We start from the raw sequence: 20,128 nt of genomic DNA, 5'->3' as shown, positions 1-20,128 counted from the left end.
CCGACATTCCTTTTACTCGAATTTAAAACGTTTTTCCAGTGCTCTGAAGAATATTGTAAGCACCAAAGCCATCAATAAATAAATAACTGCCGCTACAACATAAGGCACAATCGAGAAATCACGGTTTACAGCCGTATTGGCAAAATGCAAAAGTTCCGGTACTGCTACCGCATACAGCAAAGCCGTATCTTTCACCAGGGTCGTCGCCTCATTGGTTACCGCAGGCAAAGCAATCCGTACCATTTGCGGCACGATGACTCTAATCAACGTCTGCGACTTGCTTAAGCCCAGCACTTGCGAAGCCTCGTATTGCCCTTTATCAATCGACAACATCCCGCCTCTAAAAATTTCTGCAAAATAAGCTGCATAATTCAGTACAAATGCCAGTACCGCAGCCGTTGTCCGGTCCAGTACCAGATATTCCCCAATGACAGGCAACATCGGCAGACCAAAACAAAAGAACAATAATTGCAGCAAAAGCGGCGTGCCTCTTATAACATAAATGTACGTGTGCATCAGCCAGGCAATAGGCTTAAACCGACTTTTGGCCAGCAGCGTAACGATAAACCCGAGCGGAATAGACAAGATGAGCGTAATGAAAAATAAAATAACCGTCATCTGTGCCCCTTCAAGCATAGGCTTCATAATTCGTAAAATATATTCCATACTCATAACCTTCGACTCCTAAACCCTTAGTTCATTACATTACGTATTAATTTAATACTTTATCTTCACCGAACCATTTTTTTGAAATCTCAGCCGCTTTTCCGTTCTTGTGCAGCTCATCCAAAGCAGATTGCAGTTGCGTCAACAGCTCTTCATTCCCCTTTTTCACGCCGATGCCATATTCCTCAGGAGCCAGTGATTCATCAAGCAGCTTATACGTCCCTTGTTCCTTGGACATATAATACTTGGCAACAACTTCATCAATGACAACTGCATCCAGGCGACCCGTTTTCAGATCTGTCAAAGCAAGAACGTTATCCGGGTACTCCGACACTGACTTCAATTTACTTTTGATCGGATTCGCATCCAGTGCATCGGCTGCTGAGGACAACGTTTGGAGGCCCACCGTTTTGCCCGCCAGATCAGCCAGCTTGGAAAGACTGGAGGTAGCCGGAACGACAATGACCTGACTGTTTTTCAGATATGGTTTTGTGAACAGCACCTTTTCCTTACGCTCATCTGTAATGGTGTATCCATTCCAAATGAGATCAATACGTCCACTGTTCAGCTCGGATTCTTTGGCAGACCAGTCAATCGGCTGGAATTCCACTTGCTTGCCCATTTGTTCCCCGGCCGCCTTTGCATAATCAATATCAAAACCGGTCAGCTCATTATTTTCATCTCTAAAGCCCATCGGCGCGAATTTATCATCAATTCCAATAATCAACTTGCTGTTATCCTTACCGCCGGAACATCCGGCCAACACGATCATAATCAAACCAATCATCATCGTAAACATGGCTGCTTTTCTCATCTTATTCCCCTCCAACAATGGTGACCCCCGTATTCAAGAACAGGTGGCAAACGCTTTAGTTCGTTAACACGTTATCAGAGTATCATCATAACATACCGCAGGATACTCGTCGAGAGGAATCAGCGGATTCTTAGCCTTATAAAAATGGAAAACTTGTGACGAAAATTTGACCTGTGTTCTATAATGTAAAACCTTACCTTGACATGATACCTTATCCGTTTTATCATTTCCTAGTATTCTTATATACTTTTATTTATTTTAAAAATTCAACAACAATAGAATGAAAATCAGCTTGATAGACAGGAGAAATATAGTCCCATGTACATTTTAAACCGTCTTTTCACGATGCTCATTACGTTATGGATTATCGTCACTTTAACGTTTATTATCATGCACATCATTCCGGGTGATCCGTTCTCGAACGATTCCAAGACCATTCCGGAGGCTGTATTACAAAACATGCGTGCCAGGTACAATCTGGACAAGCCGCTCGCTGTGCAGTATGTATTGTATCTCAAAAATCTGCTCGTGCTGGATATGGGTCCGTCTATTCAATCGAAAACAACCGACGTAAATATGCTTATCGCCAGAGGCTTTCCACCTTCTGCACTGCTGGGTATTCAATCCATCGTGGTTGCGATTATAGCCGGTATTTCACTCGGAACATTGGCTGCTTTACACCATAATCGACCACTGGATTATATTTCAATGTTTATCGCCATTGTGGGTATTTCCGTCCCCAGCTTCATATTAGCGCCATTGTTAATCAAGTATGTTGCCGTCAAATGGCATCTGCTTCCGGTCGCCTCATGGGGAACCTGGCAGCACACGGTGCTTCCATCGCTAGCTCTCGCTGTTTCACCTCTTGCTGTTATCGCCCGTTTTATGCGGACAAGTATGCTGGAAGTCATGCATGAGGAATACATACGCACCGCCAAAGCGAAAGGGTTGTCCTCTTGGGCAATAGTCATTCGTCACGGACTACGCAATGCATTAATTCCGGTGCTGTCCTTTATCGGACCGCTATTCGCTTCTGTGATTACAGGTACCTTTGTCGTCGAAAAAATATTCGCCATTCCCGGCATCGGTAAATATTTCGTAGACAGTATCTTTAACCGGGATTATCCAGTCATTATGGGTACGACCATTTTCTACAGTGCCATTCTGGTCGTTACCTTATTTCTAATTGATATATCCTATCGCCTTGTCGATCCGCGAATCAAATTAGTCAGCAAAGGAGATTAACATGAAAGCAGCACCTACTGTCGAAAAGGACAGTCTGTTTAGTCTTGTAGACCGCAGCCAGATACCCACCCCCACGTTGACCAGACCCCAAGAGTCACCATGGCGGGATCGGCTTCGCAGACTTTTTAACAACAAGCTTGCTCTGTTGGGGTTTTCTCTACTTATCATTATTATTGTGCTAGCGATTGTCGGACCTTCCATGGTTCCTTATGCACCCAGTGATCAATCCCTTTTGAAAACGAACCTCTCTCCTTCGAAAGAGCATTGGTTTGGCACGGATGATCTGGGGAGGGACGTATGGGCACGGACATGGGCCGGAGCTAGAATTTCACTTATGATTGGTTTTGCTGCTGCTGCCATTGATTTGTTGCTTGGCATTCTCGTCGGCTGTGTAGCTGGTTATTGTGCGGGACATGGTAAAACGGGCGACCGAATCGACAATGTCCTGATGCGTATTATTGAAATTTTGTACAGCATTCCTTATCTGCTGGTCATCATTCTGTTGCTCGTCATTATGAAGCCCGGCCTGCTCACGATGATTATTGCTCTATCTATTACCGGATGGGTCGGCATGGCTCGGGTGGTACGTGGGCAAATCCTACAGCTCAAGCAGCAGGAATATGTGCTGGCCGCCCGCAGCTTGGGGACATCTCATTCACGCATTATTTTCAGGCATCTGCTGCCGAATGCAGCGGCCATCATAATCGTGAACCTGACGTTCACTATCCCGTCGGCTATCTTTGCCGAATCGTTTCTGAGTTTTCTCGGTCTGGGGATTCAGTCACCTTCAGCAAGCTGGGGAACAATGGCCAACGACTCGCTAGGCGTTATTTTAAGCGGTCAATGGTGGCGCTTATTCTTCCCCGGTCTGATGATATCGCTCACCATGCTGGCGTTCAACACACTTGGAGACGGGCTTCAGGATGCACTTGACCCGCGTTCACAGCATTAACAACACAGATATCCAAATTGGACAAGGAGGGGTGTCACCATGATCCGCAGCTTCTCGCCTAACCGCAGAAAAAACGGCAGTTCCTTTATGGAAGTGCGCACACGCGGCATACCTGCCGGAAAGGAGGTTGAATAAATCCCGGCTGATCGTTTAACTAACCATAATAATGGAGGAAAACCACGATGAAAAAAATGCATTGGATGACGATCATCTTACTTTTAGCCGTAACGGCTTTGGCAGGATGCTCTGGCACTGCAGACAAGGCAGCAAGCAACGACTCGTCCGCTGCGTCTCAAGCAGATGTCCCGCAAGAAATTACAGCCAATCTGGCAGGTGGCGAGCCTTATACACTGGACCCTGCCTTCGCATCAGATACAACGTCCTATTTTGTCATTGATAACCTGTATGAAGGGCTGTATACATACGACAAAGCCGGTAAAATCGTAGAAGGTGCTGCCAGCAAAGTAGACGTGTCTCCTGACGGCAAAACATACACCTTTACCATTCGTGACGGCGCAAAATGGTCGAATGGTGACCCGCTGACAGCTAAGGATTTTGAATACTCCTGGAAACGGGTCCTGAATCCGAAAACGGCTGCCTACGATCCTTCTGCCCTCTACTACATCAAAGGTGCCGAAGCGTACAACACAGGCAAAGGTAAAATTGAAGATGTAGGTGTTACAGCTAAAGATGATAAAACGCTTGTCGTTGAGCTAAAATCACCGCTGAGCTTCTTCCCAACGATTGCTGTCGGTCACGCCTATTTACCCGTGAACCAAGCAATTGTGGAGAAAAGCGACAAATGGGCAGCAGAAGCTAACACGATTGTCGGCAACGGCGCGTATGTAGCCAAGGAATGGAAACATAACGAGCAAATTACGCTGACGAAAAACGATCAATACTGGAACAAAGATGCCATTACAATGGCAACGATTAACTTTAAAATGGTTCAAGACTCCACAACCTATTATCAAATGTACAAAACAGGCGATCTGGATCTGATCTTGAGCCTTCCCGTGGATACACTGGATCAGGAAAAGAGCAACAAGGAATTCCTGTCGCACCCATCCTTCAGTGTGTACACGTATTCTTTTAACGTAAAACAAAAGCCGTTTGACAATAAAAAAATCAGACAGGCCATTGCCTACGCCATTGACCGTGAAGCACTGGCTACCAACGTAACCAAAGGTGGCGAAACTCCTGCATACGGCTATGTTCCATACGGAACGACAACACCGTCTGGCAAAGACTTCCGTGATGAAGCGCCGAAAAAATACTATGAGTTTGATGCAGCAAAAGCAAAACAATTGCTGGCTGAAGGACTGAAAGAAGAAGGTTTGACCAAGCTGCCACCGATCACCTTCAAGTACAACACGTCGGACAAGCATAAAAAAGTAGCTGAAGCCATTCAAGAAATGCTAAAAACGAACCTGGGCGTTGAAGTGACGCTGGAGAATCAGGAATGGAAAACATACATTGATACCTTTAAACAAAAGAACTTCCAGATCGCCCGTATGGGCTGGGAAGGAAACTTCCTTGATCCGCTTGGCGTATTGGGACACTATACTTCCAAAAATTCGAACAACTTTACCAACTGGAGCAACTCGGAGTATGACAAGCTGATCGAATCTTCAACCTTTGAGCTTGATCCGGCAAAACGCTTTGAACAGCTTCATCAGGCAGAAGACGTATTGATGGAAGATCTGCCGATTATTCCGATCCAGTTCTCTGCGGATACCGCATTAATCAGCCCTAAAATTCAAGGCATCGTATTTGATGCTCGTTCGAACCCAGATCTACGTTTTGCAAAACGGGTCGAAAAATAATGATTTTACGTTTCGGGATCACTGCCCTGATTGTCGGTACCTTAGGATTTTTATACGCCGCACCCCATCTCATGTATGGTCGTGAAAACCTGGCTACCGCAAATCTGCTATTTCTGTTAGGATTGCTGGGCTTGGTGATTGGTGCGATCTTCCATGTTCTGCAAAGTGGCTTTCTCACCCTCTTTCTGCGGGGATTTGCCGACATGGGGCAGTTGTTCATTCGTCAATCCAAGGCATTACAGGAGGAAAATGAACGTTTGCGTTCCGATGAATCTCTGTCTGCCTGGAAAACATCCATGTTCCGCCACCTCAAGGTATATACTTCGGGGTGCGGGACGGGACTTTTACTTTGCTCGATAGTATTAATGGGGATGAGTTAAGGAAATGAGAAGCTTTCTTGCGGTTGGTGGACGCTGCGCGTGCAGATTGTTCTTCCGAACGCTTCGCTTCTCCAGAACAATTCTGCCCGCTCCGCTAGCAACCGCCAATAGAGCTTCTACATGTTTTAGTGATTGGTAAAATGAAAAGAGAGAGTTCCGCAAAGCGTTTGCTAGCAGAGCTCTCTCTTTTTTCATTTTTTATATTAAACTTTGAAAAGTTTCTCATAGTACAAGACTTATTAGCCTTAATAAATATGCTTTTCCTTCGCTTCTTGCAGCCATGACGGGAACTCGTTAAGTAATAGTTCGTACAGTTGATTGTCTTCCATAGATTCGATATCTTGTATTTGAAAGAAATTGGCGTTATCTACCACACGACCTTCTATGTTGTCGAGCTTCTTTAATACGCCAAAATCGGATTCACCCACACCGATAAATTGCCAGAAAATTGGCTCTCCTGATGAATCAATGACTGCGTTGTCAATATTGTCCCCTTTTCCACGCTTCACACCGCCATCATTAATAAAAATAACAAAAGCCGGATCTGAAGAGGGTTCTTCCTTGGTGTACTTGGCGATGACATCACGCATCACTGGAGGCTCATCATTTCGACCAAACTTGGGCAAATAATCATTGGACAAAATATGTTTTTCAACATAGTTGTCAACGTCATTTTCGGTAACGGATGGCAACCGTGAAAAACGGTGATCATACACCCATACATCCAGTACACCATCATCATCCAAAGAACTTGCTACCGCAACAATTCGCTCCAACACTTTTTGAACGGTACCATTTTTGTACAAACTTCTCATAGATCCTGAAATATCGAGCACTAATCCAACTCTCGCGGTCACATTCGTTAGATTCTTTTTAGTCAGTACCAATTGCGCATTCTTTTTAAGTAAAGAAATACCGCTCATGTTCCCCACGCTCCTCTATGATGTTTTCACTAGTCCATTTAATCTACCATCTGCGTCGTCGCTCGTCGCCACTTAGGGGAAAGTCGCTCAATTCTCCGAGTTGGTCATGTGCAGCCTTATAAATGCGGAGGATAGCTTGCACTTTGTTAAAATCATTGTCTTCCGGTCCGAATCCTTCCATATACATCCTTTGGATGATGTTTTGGAAAAAATCGATACGTTCGCGGACAGAATCCTGCTCGATTTGCAGCACATCTTCAAAGCTGTGTGTCTCAGCAAATTCAGACAGCTCATCAAATTCCTGTTCCTGATATCGCTCTCCCCGAGTTTCGGGATTGAGGTCAATAGAGGTACGCAGGGTTGACAATAAAATATTTTCGCGTGCCAGCATGACATGAAAATCTTTGTTCTTAAACAGATCTGTAACGATCAGACGGCACATTTCCTTGTTCTGCAACAGAATCCCATCAAAGGGATGCAGCGTCCACACACCGTAATTAAAAAATAAATTAAAATTGAAGCTACTGCTCCCATACCGATATACAATGTTGATTTTCGATTCATCGATGATTTCAAATGAAAATTCCAGCATGCATTCTCCTTTGGGATTCCAATATTTAACTCTATCCTATCAGAAAATGCATGATTTTCAATAAAAAAATTTTATTTCACAGTTTCATTTAACTCCACAATAGAGTCTGCTTTTTCGCTACTGGCAGCCACGATTAAAAAGACAATCACACACCCTAAAATAAAGGACATCATACGCTCATTCTCTCCTTTGTCATTTCACTTTTTAAGAGTTTATGCACGAGAATGCTATATATGTTCATCATGTCCTTTATTGTCCACTGCCAAACCAAAGAAAGACGCCCTTGGGACTCGCCCTGGCGTCTTTTTTCATAGATTATATATTATTGTATAATAGCTAGTTCAAAAACGAACTTAGACCCTCAGAAGAATGGTTATCCTTCAGTGGTTTGGATTGTTCTTTCCCTTCGATGCCCAAACGTTGGCTAAGGTTGGCATTGATTGCTGTCATTTTACTTGTATAATCATGGCAGCTTTCAATAATCCGACGGTTTGATTTTTCAGACAGATCCAAAGCAGATACCAAATCGCCAATCGCCTGATTCACAGCTTCCAATGACATCGATGGCTTGCTAAGCAGATCTGTCGTTCTTTCGGTCGTCGTTTTGAGAAGCTTTGCATTTTCCTTGAATTGATCCTCAATCGTACGGTTAGTCGCATCAACGGCTGAAATAATTTTATCTTGATCGGCCAGTGCCATCGCGATCATAGCCGATACGGTGATTAGATTCGATGTTTTATCAATCGCATTATTGACAGAATCAATCAGTTTATCATTGTTATCATTAATAATATCCGTTGCTGCAATGGCCTGATTGTATAACAGGATCATTTCAGTCATCGACTGTGTACGAGTAACTACTTTGCGCAATCCCCGTTCCAGGTGAGGCTTGCGATTTTCATTTTCCGGCTTGGCAATCTCGGCTTCGAACAGCTCTTTCAAGCGATTACCAAAGGCAATCTTCGTCTGCAAATTGTAGATTTCTTCAATGGAAGCCTTCTTCAACTGTCTCATGCTGACGATGTTTTCTTCCAAATTATCCTTGCCATCTCTCAAGGCAGTAATGATTTTTTCGATGTTGGTCTTCACCGACTGATACTTATAAATGTAGTTTTTCAACGGGCTTTTACGCAGGAGCTTGCCAAAAAAACCTACATCTTTACTCTGCTGAAGCGTTTCGCATTCATCTCGGAGTTTTAAGATCATATTCGAGACCTCAGCCCGATCACCGGACATGAGGTCGTTTACCGGACGATCCAACATTTTAAGGGTTTGTCCCGCCCGTTCCTGCGTTTTAACCCCCAGCTTACCAATGTCATCCATTAAGGTATCCAGACTCATAACATCGCTTTGCGATACCTTTTGAATCAGCTGCGAAGCCTCCTCAGTCACCTTTTGTTCATCTTCTTTTCTCAATTCAGCCCATGGGGTCGCCATCATGCTAACCTCCTATTCTGAAAACAACTGTTGCTGAGAGCTAATAGTTATTGTTCAGAGCAGCTATGCTGCTGATTTTTATTCTTTAAAGTAACCTACAGTTCGGAACTGCTGTATCGCTGGTGAATAAGCTCTGCTTTGCTCTGTAATTCCATCAGATCCTTATGCTCCACCGTGGATACAATCACAGATATTTTGCTATCCACATCTCGCAATCCGTTTAGTAGCGTCCTCCGGTTGGTCCGTTTCGCATCGCCACTAAGCCGAAGAAACGGGTTAATCAGTCCGTTCAAGTCCTTCAAAATCAATCTCCGAACCGTGTGATTCACTTCACTGTTGTTCAATTCATGCAAAAGCGGGATGACCCGCTGCAAACGTGCAAATAGAGCCAGCGCCTTCTCGACAATCTCGTTATCTAGCGCATCTTTCTGTCCCTCGGAGATCACCATATCCTCCAGTACCTCCAAATACTCCATCACCTGAGCAAATTCACTGCTCACCTGATCTGGTTGACGTACTTGTCCTGTTATAGACTCCGGTCGAACGGCATCTTCCTTTTCATGCTGCTGTGTCTCACCGACCTGCTCCTGCACCACCGGAATCACGGAACCAGTCAGATTAGGTCGAGGATGGCGAACAGCCATGATAAGGCTGTATCCTCCCAGACCAATGATCGGAATCGCCAAACACACAAACAACGGCAACCAAGAACTTAGTAAAAGCGCAATCAGGTAGCTGACCACAGCAATCGTGGCACCCCACATTTTAGAAGTCATAGCTTGTACCTCCTGACGTAAACCCTTACCATATTGTAGAAAACAATATTTGCCTATGTCAATGTAAGGATTGGCGTATCGTGATCGGCTGCTCGATATGACTGGCTAGAATGTCGTATTGCGGGTGCAGTGAACCGATTTCATGACCCAAAGCCGATTTCACCGCCAGGTAAGGAAAATTAATGCCTGACAAGCATGATACATGAAGACCTCCCGACATCCGTGGATTGATCTCTAACAGCTTAGCCCGCTCGCCGTTATATTTCACTTGAATGTTATAATTGTACGGAATGTGATACGCCTCAGCGACCTTCTCTGCCACCTTCAACAGTTCAGAATGCTGCTCCAGTAGCCGTAATCGCCCTCCTGCCTTCCTACGCGGAACTGCTGCTAACAATTTTCCGTTTCGGTCAGCTAAGCAGTCGATACTGTATTCGTATCCCTCCAGCAGTTCCATCACCATCAAATTGGGAAACGTCTCTGTGGAAGACAATACGCGATAGGCCTCCTCGAACGAAATATGATTCAGCGCATGACCGAACAGTTCCTCCAGTGGATTGCGTTCATTATCGATGATACGAAAGCCCATTCCGCCTTCTGCATTACATGGCTTGAAGCATACCTTGTGCCCAAGCGCTATTAATGACTCATACGCCTGTCTAAACTGCTCGGCATTACTGGCAATGGCATAATCGGGAATGGTAACAATATCTTTTTGACGAATGGATTCATAAAATAGGTCCTTCTCCATCAATTGCTCCAGCAGTTCGGTATCCCGGCACACCATTACTTCTGTACCAATATCGTCGAACAAATAAATATGCTTGCTAATATCGAGCATATTCCACCGTGGAATAAAGACATCAATTTCATGTCGCCTGCAAAAATCAGCACAAAACTGTGCATACTCGACACCGCTCGTGCGCGGCTCTACTTCAGCTACATCACTGGCCTGTAGTGCCATGTGCTGCGGGTCCGAATGTGTGGCATAGATCTCGAACGGAATACCGTCCTCATTGCTACGAATAGCGTTCATATAATGATACACCACCGAAAACCAGCGGTTAAAATACACTTTGACCTTCTTCACAGCGCCACGTCCCCTACTATTTTAATCATGAAGTACGAGCCGCTGATATGCTCCCGTGCACTTCATAGACATATTCCATAATTTCATCTGCTGCATAAACCCCCGACACTTCCGTAAATCGGTAGTTGACCTCTAGCTTATCCCGCAGCTGTTCCCGATACAATTCACCATGACGCGGGGCAATCGCATAGTCGGCATAATCCAGCAGACAACGGTCCAGTAAAGAGTCACCGGATGCAACCACAGCTCCCCCATTGGTAAGGTTACGGATATGCTCCACAGCTGTCTGTTTATTCACGGCCGCAGGCACCAGATATACTTTACGGCCTTGAATGGATACCTCCCAGCCCATTTCATGCATCATCCGCGCCTTCTCCAGCACCTGTTCCAGCGGCATACGGTCCCTTTCAATCACGAAAGCATAAAATAGTTCATCGCAAAAACGTTCGCTTACGACCCAGTCCTCATGCAGCACCTGTCCGAACACCTGACGTGCTTCTTCCGCATGAGCACCATCGCGGCGTACTTGTTCGTGAATACGCCGATTCCACTCTCGGTCCACCTCGCCTCCGACGATGATGTTTCCGCCGTTACTCGTCACGGCATATGCGGGAACCAGCTCCGTCTGAAACACGGTGATTCGTCTATACTGTTCCATGGTCCGAGTCGTCACAGGCATAAACATGACATCTGCCGGTAGTGTCTTGAGCCATTGCAAAGCTTGTGCAGAAATAAAGGCCGACGTCGCCCCTTCGATCTGTTCCGCAGGCAGCAGACCAGAGGACTCCAGTGGCACGCCAAGCGAACGTTTGGAATAAATCAGTGTCTGATCCAGATCACTTGCGTAGATCATTCTTGTCCCCCTTTAAGCGGCTTGATGATCCCGCAACAGGAATAGGTCAATCCTTTAAATACCTCTACAGGCACTCCACGATCCTTGGCCAGCAGCATAATATGCTGAAGATTCGGATTATCTTCACGGTCAATCAGAATTTTCCACGGCACCCTGCGGAGCAATACGCGAGTCGTCTCTCCTACTCCCGGCTTGACCAGATTGATATCCCGAATACCAAATGCTTGCTGAATCGCCTCAATATCCCGTAAGCCCTGCCACGTCACGACAGGCGGATTCAATGTCATCTGTTCCGCATGTGCAACCGCCGTTTCAGCCACGGATTGAAAGTAACCGGATACTGTATCCACAAACGTATTGGATTGATCCACTGAACGCCAGGATTCATAAAATTTAGCCCCATGAAAATCGTCCGCACCTATCAGATCGTCCCGAAGTACCGTCCGGCTCATCAGTCCTGATACCGTTGAATTCAGACAAGCGCTCGGGATCAAATAATCTTCTCGTGTACCAAAGGTCTCCGAACAGCTGCCCGGATCGGCTAGCACCGCCAGATCATCATTTAGGCGCAGCCCGTAATCTGCATTCATTTCACGGCAGGCCTCGATCAACACCTGACGAATGGCGCCTTTCCCCGTCCAGCCATCGACAAACTGAAGTTCAATCCCCAGTCCATGCTGCTGTAGAATGTACAAAATAGCATTCCGGTCAATACCTTTGCCACGAATAATAGAAATACTGTAATGCGGCAAGGATACGCCATACTTCCAGTCAATATAACGCTTGATCAGGATGCCAATGGGCGTTCCCGCTCTGGCAAGAGAAACAATCGCCGTGTTCAGACCTCTTTTTCTCACAATCATCTCAGCCACAGAAGCTGCCGCTAATGCAACCTTTTGGGCAGATTGGGCAAGCGTTTCGTGAAACAATCCAATATACTCTGCTGTGGGCTGGTATTCCACAGGCAGCATTTCTGAATAATGGACTCCAGACTGTATCGCCTCTTCCCGATCCTCTGTCCCTTTTTCCAACGCAACCCGGCTCAAATCCTTCAATAAAAAAGTGACATCCGAGGCAGGATAACTGCCTAGCGGTACGGGCGGATGAATGTTCTTCTGCTGTATTTGCTCCATGAGTGCTTGCTTCATATCCGCGCTCCTTTACTCTCCTGCTTAGTTAAACTGTTAAAATAAACGACATGCACTTTATCACAGCCCAGACCGCTTAATGCATCCAGCATGGGCTTCATTCGCTCTGGATCCGACTCTCTTTCCAGCAAAACGAATATTTCGTCATACTGACCGGGCTCTACATTATAAATAAAATTGCGTACCGTACTGTCCTCAGGCGAGGGATAGGTCACACCACAAGCGACGCCATACTCTTCTTCCCGGTGGGGATACACCGGGCTGCGTGTCGTCGATTGATAATAAACATCCGGGCCTAACTCCGCAGCAATGCGCATAGGAATGTACATGAATTCACCCGTACCCATTATCAGTGTGCGTTGCCCTGAACGAAGTTGGTTCAGTCGTTCAGCTGTACGCGTGATTTCTGCATCCAGCGCTGAGTTATCAGCGGATTGTAGACCAAAACGACCTGTATATTTAAGATAAGGAGTTGTATTGGCATACCCGTCGGTTGATAGGGAGCTATGTGATACTCGCTCAAAAGCGGAAGCATCCTTTTCAAAACAGTGGTCAACTACTGAAAAATCTTTGTTAATCTCTACGGTGCTAGTGGCTGCATGCTCAGCGTTTCCAGTCTGTCCGGCATATTCTGTGTGGTCCAGTATCGGTGCTCCCTGTATTTCTATCTTTCCTTTGAGTAAACTTAGAGGCGTAATCCTAATACCTAGCTCTGCTTCCAGATCGGCAAAAGCCTGCTCATCGCTGTCTGTCCGCCAGTCCAATAACGAAGCTATCACATATTGTTTGCGCGGAAAATGCTCCTGAATATCCCGTATAATATTAAGCGTTGTTTTTCCTGTCGTAATCTCATCATCTACCAGCACAATGGGTCCATCTCCAGCAAAAGCATCCTCATTCAGTGCATAACAACGATGATCAACAGCGTGCGAATGCTCTTCTTCAAACCGAATAATAGGCCGAAGGCCCGGAATATCCTCGCGTGTCGTATGAATATATGTAGCACCGTCATCAAACAACCGATACATGCTGTGCCCAAGTGCTGTAGCCGTCTCGGCAAAACCTACAAACTTGATTGGCTCTGGAAAAGCAAAAGACAAACGTTCATCCATCAGCTTTTCATAGGCCTCTTTCGCATAATTCGAATCAAGAAGTCCTCTAACGGCCTCTCTAATCAGTTTATCCATCTGTTGTCCTGACTGTGGGACAAGCTCTTTATATAGCAGGATTGCCAGTGCTGCCCCACTTAACAGAGAGGTGTATGGATTTACCGGAATATGCTTGCCCAGCACCTTGCTGACAAACAAAAACGAACGCTTTTTGTTGACCCGTGCCGCCATCGCAAACAGCTTGTCCACAGGAAGACAGAATGGATTATGAGTTTCCGTAATTTTAACGCTGAACTGCTCCAGAATTGGCAGCAGATGTGTTTTCGTGGTTGGGTAAGAGACTGACAAAATGTTGTTGTTCATGTAACACCCCGTATACTTTAGATCTATTTATAATACGATAAGCCCAATTCAAATGAGGCTTAATTTCATTCATTTTGTTGGCATAGGTGCTCTTGAATACACCCAGACTACCGTCGTTACGTTCAACAATCTCAAGTGCATCCATATACTCTTCATGGGTCACCGCATACATGGCCTGTACCGGTTTAATGTGGGACGGATGAATAATCGTTTTGCCAATAATCCCATTCTCTTTATCCATCATAACTTCGCGAATCAGCCCATCCACTGCATCTGAGATGAAGTCCATTCGCAAGTAGCGCCCCGGCTTCCCAAATGCGTCTTCAAAAGGCGACACTCTTAATTGAGGTTTAAAGATACGTTCCCGGTGAGAGAAATATTCCCATACAGGACCGGAAATGACATAGTCCGAGTCCACGCGTCCGAACAAGTTAATAATATCTGCGATGCAGTCCCGAATGACGGCAATCTCATAAATCGTAATATCCGGGCTGCGTCTCAGCCCATACAGACTGGAGAAATCAGTAGCCCCAATTCGTACATTCAGCACATATTCCTGAACCTCGTCCAAAATTTCTTTAATCGCCAGCAGCTCTTTCCAACGGGTTTCCCGATAAATAATTTTAGAGCTTTCAAGAATCGGCAATCCATACAACACAGGCGTGCGGCTTGCGTCTCCTGCCCCTGTATGCATAGTCCGGTTATACTCAGCAATGAGTGCAAAATACGCCCGTCCATTATCAGAGGAGAACTTGGGGAGGACAAAGCCCGTAAGCAGCTCCAGGGCTTCTCCCAAACTGTTCAGCAGTCGTTCCAGCTGTTCCACAGATCGCACACGTACAAACAGCAAAGGTAATTGCTGTTCACTCATCATCCCTGTCCGTACATAGGACAATAGTTGAAACAGTTGCTGTGCCAGCGATTCTTCAGCCTGTCCGACCTGCTGATCCCCTATAGCATCCTCCAAATCCAGAATGACCGTTGTTAGTCCTTCATGCTTTCCATTCTTGATCTCTTCCGCTACTTCCAAGCGAGTCGCCGGCATGTACAAAGCCGCTCCTATGGCATAAGCCAATATACTTTTGGGTGAACGGTTATGAAACTCCATCGGTGGAGTACAAAAGATCGCTTCTACTTCCTCAGAGGTTAAATCATTAAAATATTTCAGGGCCCTTCCCCTCCTCTTGCTCTTTCTTGCCTGATTGAAGCCCTGTGCCTCGGGTATAAAAGAAATCCCCCCTTAGTTTCAGGAGGGATTTCGCTATACTTTGTACATTAAGCCTCTTTGTCGGCCTTTTTCTTTCTTTTCGCCGAGCTAAGAATCATTGTGCCTACAAAGACGGCAATCAAAATGCCGAAGAATAATACTTGCGACATGTGAAAGCCAAAAGCAGCAGCCAGCATTTTACCCCCGATAATGGCGATCATAATAAAGGCTGTCTGTTCCAGTTCCGGAAATTTATCAATGAGCTTGAGGAACACCTGTGCAACACCACGCATCATCAGAACGCCGAGTATACCACCCAGGAACAGAACCCATACTTTCTCGCTCACACCAAAAGCGGCAATAACGCTGTCAATACTGAAGGCAATATCCATCAGTTCGACCATTAATACGGTTTTCCAGAAAGAAGTAGGTTTGTTCTTCACTTCTCCATCACCCTCGGACTTGAATAAGCCCTTATAAGCGATGTAGAGCAGATAAGCCGCACCCAGTACCTTAATCAGCGTGAACTTAATCAGGAATGTACCCAAGCCGATGGCCAGGAATCTGAATATATACGCACCTAAAATCCCGTAAAATAAGGCTCTCTTTTGCTGCTCCTTCGGTAAATGCTTAACCATAACTGCGAGAACCAAGGCGTTATCCGCCGATAAAAGACCTTCCAGCAAAATGAGAGTTCCAATAATCCCCCAACTCACCGGGTCAGTAAGCGTACCTACCACATCACTCCATGAAAAGAAATGGCCGTAGTTCTCGCTGATATTTTTAAATAAATCATTCAACATGAAAAGAGTGCCTCCGATAATTCAATTTATTTACTCCCCTGCGTCCAGCGCATGCCCCAGTTATATGCCTGATCCATTTCACGATGACCGCCATAAAACTGTACGAGTCTCTCAATACTAAACGTTTCATCGTTCACATTTTGGATCATTGCAATCGCACACATCCCTTTGCGATTGTCATGTTCATTCATATGAACGATAATGTCTGGCCCGTCCTTCTGGTACAGCGTGACTACCCCGTCTGCTTGTGACCAGTTCGTGACTCCTTCATAAATGAAGGTAAACACCAAAATTCGCTTAATTTCAGAAATTTTAGCCCCATTAATACGGAGATTTTCCCCTGTTTTCACAGAGCCTGTACGGTCGTCACCATCCAGAGCAATGTACGGGAAGCGATTCAGAGAACCGAAAACTTCCCCAAGCGCCTGAACGACACCTTTATCCCCGTTCTTCATCTCATACAAGCAGCCCAGGTCCAGATCGACACCCTTGGAGCCACGACTGAAAAAGCCCTTACTCTGCTGTACCTGATTCCAGTTCAGATTGATTAGGATTTCACCTAATCCGCCTGAGCCTTTTTTCAGGTTAATGGTGTCGCCCTTTTTCTTCAGCTCAATTTTCCGCAGATTCAGATTCACCGGAGTTGCAGATGGCTCTGGCTTTGGAACAGGAGGTGCAGGTGGCGGTGTTGGTGCTGGCCGAGGCGCTGGAGGTGGTGTAGGCCCTGGCGCCGGAGGAGCCTGATTATTTTCCACTTCAATGCCGAAATTTTCACACAACGCATCCAATCCACCGGAAAAGCCTGCGCCTATCGCGTTAAACTTCCATTCACCGTTATGGCGGTACAGCTCGCCTATCACAATGGCCGTCTCGACTGTAAAGCCACTATCCAAATTAAATCGTAAAACCTCTCCATTAACCGGATGAACAAAACGTATAAATCCGCCTTGAACCTGTCCAAAATTTTGCCGTTTCTGATCCGCATCATAAATGGTCAGCGTAAACGCAATCTTCTCGATATGGGAAGGTATTCTGGTTAGCTCCAGCGAAAACTGTTTCTTGTCACCAAACTGTTGTCCATCTGAATAGGTGATAAAGGGTGTGGTCGGATTATTGTAGAAGATCAGATCCTCATCGCCCGATACCTTCCCTCCAGGGCCTAACAAAAATGCAGAAGTATCGAGTTCCAGAGCCGCTGAGGACTCCCAACCGATCCCTATGTTGACATGGCTCAGGCCCGGATTCGTTTTGGTCAAATCCACCTTCTGTCCTTTTACTACGATAACAGCCATGATTGTGTCACCTTTCTGTCCGTTTGTCGTGTTCAGCGTACGTTCTTCAATGGCTTAAAAAGAAAGGGGTAGCGCCCTTTGGACACCACCCCAAGTGGATATTATTGAGCGTCCAAGCCATAGTTTTTAGCAAGCGCACCCAATCCACCAGCAAAGCCACTACCGATAGCCTGGAATTTCCAGTCCGCATTGTGACGGTAAAATTCACAGAATACCACAGCTGTTTCGGTGGAGAAATCTTCTCCCAAATCGTAGCGCAACACTTCACGATCCGTTGCCGCATCTACCACCCGTACAAAAGCATTGGACACTTGTCCAAAGTTTTGCGCACGGGCCTCATAGTCATAAATCGTAACTGTAATACCGATACGATGGATGTTTGCAGGAATCTTTGCAAAATCAATAATAATTTGCTCGTCATCCCCGTCGCCCTCACCTGTGCGATTATCGCCTGTATGAGTAACAGCACCCGCACCACCTGTCGGGTTATTGTAGAATACAAAATCGTCAGCTGCCTTCGCTTTACCATCCTCATATAGCAGGAAAGCCGAAGCATCCAAGTCAAATTCAGCGCCACCACTGTATTTATTGGTATCCCAGCCAAGACCTACGACCACACGAGTCAAGCCTGGATTCGTTTTGGTCAGATCAATCCGTTGTCCCTTAGAAAGACTAATCGTCATACTGCATACCTGCCTTCTTCGTGTAGATTTTTTTAAGCTAAGCCGTAATCACGTGTCAACCCTGCAAGACCATCCTGGTAGCCGCTACCAATGGCATTAAACTTCCACTCACCGCTATGGCGGTACAGCTCGCCTACCACGACGCCTGTTTCGATCGAGAAATCTTCTCCCAGATCAAAGCGAACCAATTCTTCGTTGTTTGCCTCATTTACAATACGCGCATAAGCACGGGACACTTGTCCAAAGTTTTGGCTGCGTTCTTGTGCATCATAGATCGTAATCGTAAAAGCGATCTTTTCTACGTTAGCAGGTACATTGCTCAGATCAACTTTAATTTGCTCGTCATCTCCGTCACCTTCACCTGTGCGGTTATCTCCGGTATGAACGACAGAACCGTTCTCGTTTTGTGGATTATTAAAGAAAACAAAGTTCTTTTCCGTTTCTACTTTGCCGTCCGCATTCGCCAGAAATACGGATACGTCCAAGTCAAAATCCTTACCACCATCGTACTTATTGGTGTCCCAGCCGAGACCAACCATAATTTTGGACAAACCTGGGTTTGTTTTCGTCAAATCAATTTTTTGACCTTTAGATAAGTTAATTGCCATGAGTAAGTACCCCGTTTCTCATTAGTTTTGTATGAGCAACCTAAAATTACATGTAACGCTCAGCCAGCACATCAATATGTACGGCATGGGTGCCTGCACCGATTGCAGCAAACTTCCATTCGTCATTGTGGCGATAGAGCTCCCCGCAGATCAGCGCAGTCATTCCCTCAAAATTATCAGATAAATTAAACGTCACCAGTTCCTTGGAGTTGGCACCGTCCAGAATGCGGATATACGCTTTCTCGATCATGCCGAAATCCTGTTTCCGGTTTACGCAATCATATATATTCACAACAACAAGCACTTTATCGACATTGGCCGGAATCCGTGCCAGGTCAATCATAATTTGTTCATCATCGCCGTCACCTTGTCCGGTCAGATTATCACCGGAATGCACGACTGAGCCGCACGGGCTTTTTTTATTATGGAAGCATACTACATTGTCAGACTGAGTTAGTTTCCCGTTAGCATCCAGCAAAATGGCAGAAGCATCACAATCAATATTGGGTTGCTTCTTGAAGCCAAAAAATCCTTTGGACTGCACTGGGTCCCATCCCAATCCGGCTATAACCTTGGTTAGTCCTGTGTTTCCCTTGGTTAAATCAATTTTCTGGCCCTTGACCAGATTAATTACAGCCACTGATTAACACACCTCCCTTCCGTAAAATTTACAGACTAAATTCAGACGGATTCAAACCAAGAGCGCCACAAATCTCAGCAACAATCCGTTGCTCATTGGCATCAAAGTCACCGTCAGCTGCACCAATCGCACTGCATACGCCGACGACAAGTCGACCTACTTCAGGCTTGCCTTTCAATTTACCAATCGCTTTCAATGCTTCCTGTTTGCCGATTTCAGGTGAAAATTCAAAGTTCGCTACATAGTGATTGAAACGGTTGATGACCTCACCCATATCAAACACTTTCAATTCTTCACTAATATTTATGTATCCGGCCATTTTTGTTTTCTCTTCCGGACTAATAGTACCGTCGGCAAATGCTACTAATGCACAACCTGCAACAACAGCTTCCATAAAATCTTTATTCTTAAATTTCTTAACCTGGTCTCCAAGTCCTTTTTTAGTTGTATTCAACCAATTTTTAAATGTACTCATATTTCCCTCCACAATTACGTATTTGGGTATAATCTATACTAGTTAATTTCTTCCTTTACTATAACCTGAATTACGATCTTATTCTACAATAATATACAAAAATGCGGTAAATCTGATCTACCTTTTATAGGTATCCTCTCTATCTTTAGCCCTATTTTCTGTCGAAAGTATCCCTTCCATTATCCCCCATTAGATAGTGCAATTGCAAGTTTGTAGAATGGTAGACTTCTATGGATATGCAACAAA

21 protein-coding genes are annotated in these 20,128 nt (G+C 45.4%); 4 read left to right on the top strand and 17 right to left on the bottom strand.

Annotation, left to right across the window (positions count from 1 at the left end; translation table 11 throughout):
• Positions 1-12: 12 nt before the first annotated feature.
• Entirely contained in the window at positions 13-672 is a 660-nt protein-coding gene (locus EGM68_RS05330) for an amino acid ABC transporter permease (protein WP_025676166.1), read from the bottom strand.
• A gap of 40 nt (positions 673-712) precedes the next feature.
• A complete protein-coding gene (locus tag EGM68_RS05325) occupies positions 713-1,480 on the bottom strand; it encodes an amino acid ABC transporter substrate-binding protein (protein ID WP_013369635.1) in 768 nt (255 codons plus the stop codon).
• 318 nt (positions 1,481-1,798) lie between these two features.
• On the opposite strand from EGM68_RS05325, the gene EGM68_RS05320 reads away from it, so the two are divergent.
• The 4 genes from EGM68_RS05320 to EGM68_RS05305 all read left to right on the top strand — a co-directional run bounded on the left by EGM68_RS05320 (position 1,799) and on the right by EGM68_RS05305 (position 5,883).
• Positions 1,799-2,725, top strand: coding sequence for an ABC transporter permease (locus EGM68_RS05320; protein WP_025676165.1), 927 nt, complete (start codon positions 1,799-1,801; stop codon positions 2,723-2,725).
• 1 nt (position 2,726) lies between these two features.
• Positions 2,727-3,677 carry an ABC transporter permease gene (locus EGM68_RS05315; RefSeq protein ID WP_025676164.1) on the top strand — a complete coding sequence of 317 codons (951 nt, stop codon included), beginning with the start codon at positions 2,727-2,729 and terminating at the stop codon, positions 3,675-3,677.
• 182 nt (positions 3,678-3,859) lie between these two features.
• Positions 3,860-5,503: a peptide ABC transporter substrate-binding protein gene (locus EGM68_RS05310; protein ID WP_129548770.1), complete on the top strand. Its 1,644-nt coding sequence runs from the start codon at positions 3,860-3,862 to the stop codon at positions 5,501-5,503.
• Positions 5,503-5,883, top strand: coding sequence for a DUF3899 domain-containing protein (locus EGM68_RS05305; RefSeq protein WP_013369631.1), 381 nt, complete (start codon positions 5,503-5,505; stop codon positions 5,881-5,883). The genes EGM68_RS05310 and EGM68_RS05305 overlap by 1 nt, the downstream gene beginning before the upstream one ends.
• Positions 5,884-6,128: 245 nt before the next feature.
• On the opposite strand, the gene EGM68_RS05300 is transcribed toward EGM68_RS05305, so the two are convergent.
• The 15 genes from EGM68_RS05300 to EGM68_RS05230 all read right to left on the bottom strand — a co-directional run bounded on the left by EGM68_RS05300 (position 6,129) and on the right by EGM68_RS05230 (position 19,882).
• Positions 6,129-6,806, bottom strand: a complete 678-nt coding sequence (locus tag EGM68_RS05300) for a vWA domain-containing protein (protein ID WP_025676162.1) — start codon at positions 6,804-6,806, stop codon at positions 6,129-6,131.
• Between the two features lie 43 nt (positions 6,807-6,849).
• Positions 6,850-7,398 carry a hypothetical protein gene (locus EGM68_RS05295; RefSeq protein ID WP_090736596.1) on the bottom strand — a complete coding sequence of 183 codons (549 nt, stop codon included), beginning with the start codon at positions 7,396-7,398 and terminating at the stop codon, positions 6,850-6,852.
• A 336-nt stretch (positions 7,399-7,734) separates the two neighbouring features.
• Positions 7,735-8,835, bottom strand: coding sequence for a toxic anion resistance protein (locus tag EGM68_RS05290; protein WP_058711024.1), 1,101 nt, complete (start codon positions 8,833-8,835; stop codon positions 7,735-7,737).
• Positions 8,836-8,930: 95 nt separating this feature from the next.
• On the bottom strand, positions 8,931-9,611 hold the full coding sequence (locus EGM68_RS05285; RefSeq protein ID WP_058829016.1) for a hypothetical protein: 681 nt from the start codon (positions 9,609-9,611) through the stop codon (positions 8,931-8,933).
• 58 nt (positions 9,612-9,669) lie between these two features.
• Positions 9,670-10,701, bottom strand: coding sequence for an ATP-grasp domain-containing protein (locus EGM68_RS05280; RefSeq protein ID WP_129548769.1), 1,032 nt, complete (start codon positions 10,699-10,701; stop codon positions 9,670-9,672).
• 25 nt (positions 10,702-10,726) lie between these two features.
• The gene (locus tag EGM68_RS05275; protein ID WP_025676159.1) at positions 10,727-11,554 is read right to left on the bottom strand and encodes an HAD family hydrolase; all 828 of its coding nucleotides are present in this window, start codon (positions 11,552-11,554) and stop codon (positions 10,727-10,729) included.
• The gene (locus EGM68_RS05270; protein ID WP_058711023.1) at positions 11,551-12,702 is read right to left on the bottom strand and encodes a cysteine protease StiP family protein; all 1,152 of its coding nucleotides are present in this window, start codon (positions 12,700-12,702) and stop codon (positions 11,551-11,553) included. Before EGM68_RS05270 ends, EGM68_RS05275 begins: the two co-directional genes overlap by 4 nt.
• Entirely contained in the window at positions 12,699-14,042 is a 1,344-nt protein-coding gene (locus EGM68_RS05265) for a phosphoribosyltransferase family protein (RefSeq protein ID WP_129550294.1), read from the bottom strand. The genes EGM68_RS05270 and EGM68_RS05265 overlap by 4 nt, the downstream gene beginning before the upstream one ends.
• A 52-nt stretch (positions 14,043-14,094) precedes the next feature.
• The gene (locus EGM68_RS05260) at positions 14,095-15,282 is read right to left on the bottom strand and encodes an HpcH/HpaI aldolase/citrate lyase family protein (RefSeq protein WP_013369622.1); all 1,188 of its coding nucleotides are present in this window, start codon (positions 15,280-15,282) and stop codon (positions 14,095-14,097) included.
• A gap of 167 nt (positions 15,283-15,449) precedes the next feature.
• Complete coding sequence (locus tag EGM68_RS05255) at positions 15,450-16,184, bottom strand: TerC family protein (RefSeq protein ID WP_013369621.1); 735 nt, start codon at positions 16,182-16,184, stop codon at positions 15,450-15,452.
• A gap of 26 nt (positions 16,185-16,210) precedes the next feature.
• On the bottom strand, positions 16,211-17,476 hold the full coding sequence (locus tag EGM68_RS05250) for a TerD family protein (protein WP_016821470.1): 1,266 nt from the start codon (positions 17,474-17,476) through the stop codon (positions 16,211-16,213).
• Between the two features lie 101 nt (positions 17,477-17,577).
• Positions 17,578-18,159 (bottom strand): TerD family protein, encoded by a 582-nt coding sequence (locus EGM68_RS05245; protein ID WP_013369619.1) that lies wholly within the window; start codon positions 18,157-18,159, stop codon positions 17,578-17,580.
• A 32-nt stretch (positions 18,160-18,191) separates the two neighbouring features.
• Positions 18,192-18,767 carry a TerD family protein gene (locus tag EGM68_RS05240; protein ID WP_013369618.1) on the bottom strand — a complete coding sequence of 192 codons (576 nt, stop codon included), beginning with the start codon at positions 18,765-18,767 and terminating at the stop codon, positions 18,192-18,194.
• Between the two features lie 46 nt (positions 18,768-18,813).
• Positions 18,814-19,407: a TerD family protein gene (locus tag EGM68_RS05235; RefSeq protein WP_013369617.1), complete on the bottom strand. Its 594-nt coding sequence runs from the start codon at positions 19,405-19,407 to the stop codon at positions 18,814-18,816.
• 28 nt (positions 19,408-19,435) lie between these two features.
• Positions 19,436-19,882 (bottom strand): tellurite resistance TerB family protein, encoded by a 447-nt coding sequence (locus EGM68_RS05230; protein WP_013369616.1) that lies wholly within the window; start codon positions 19,880-19,882, stop codon positions 19,436-19,438.
• Positions 19,883-20,128: the final 246 nt, after the last annotated feature.

It is taken from the genome of Paenibacillus sp. M-152, assembly GCF_003856555.1.
GTDB classification, from domain to species: Bacteria; Bacillota; Bacilli; order Paenibacillales; family Paenibacillaceae; genus Paenibacillus; species Paenibacillus polymyxa_C.
Note: the sequence above shows the minus strand (reverse complement) of the source record. Positions and strands in the feature narration are given on the sequence as shown.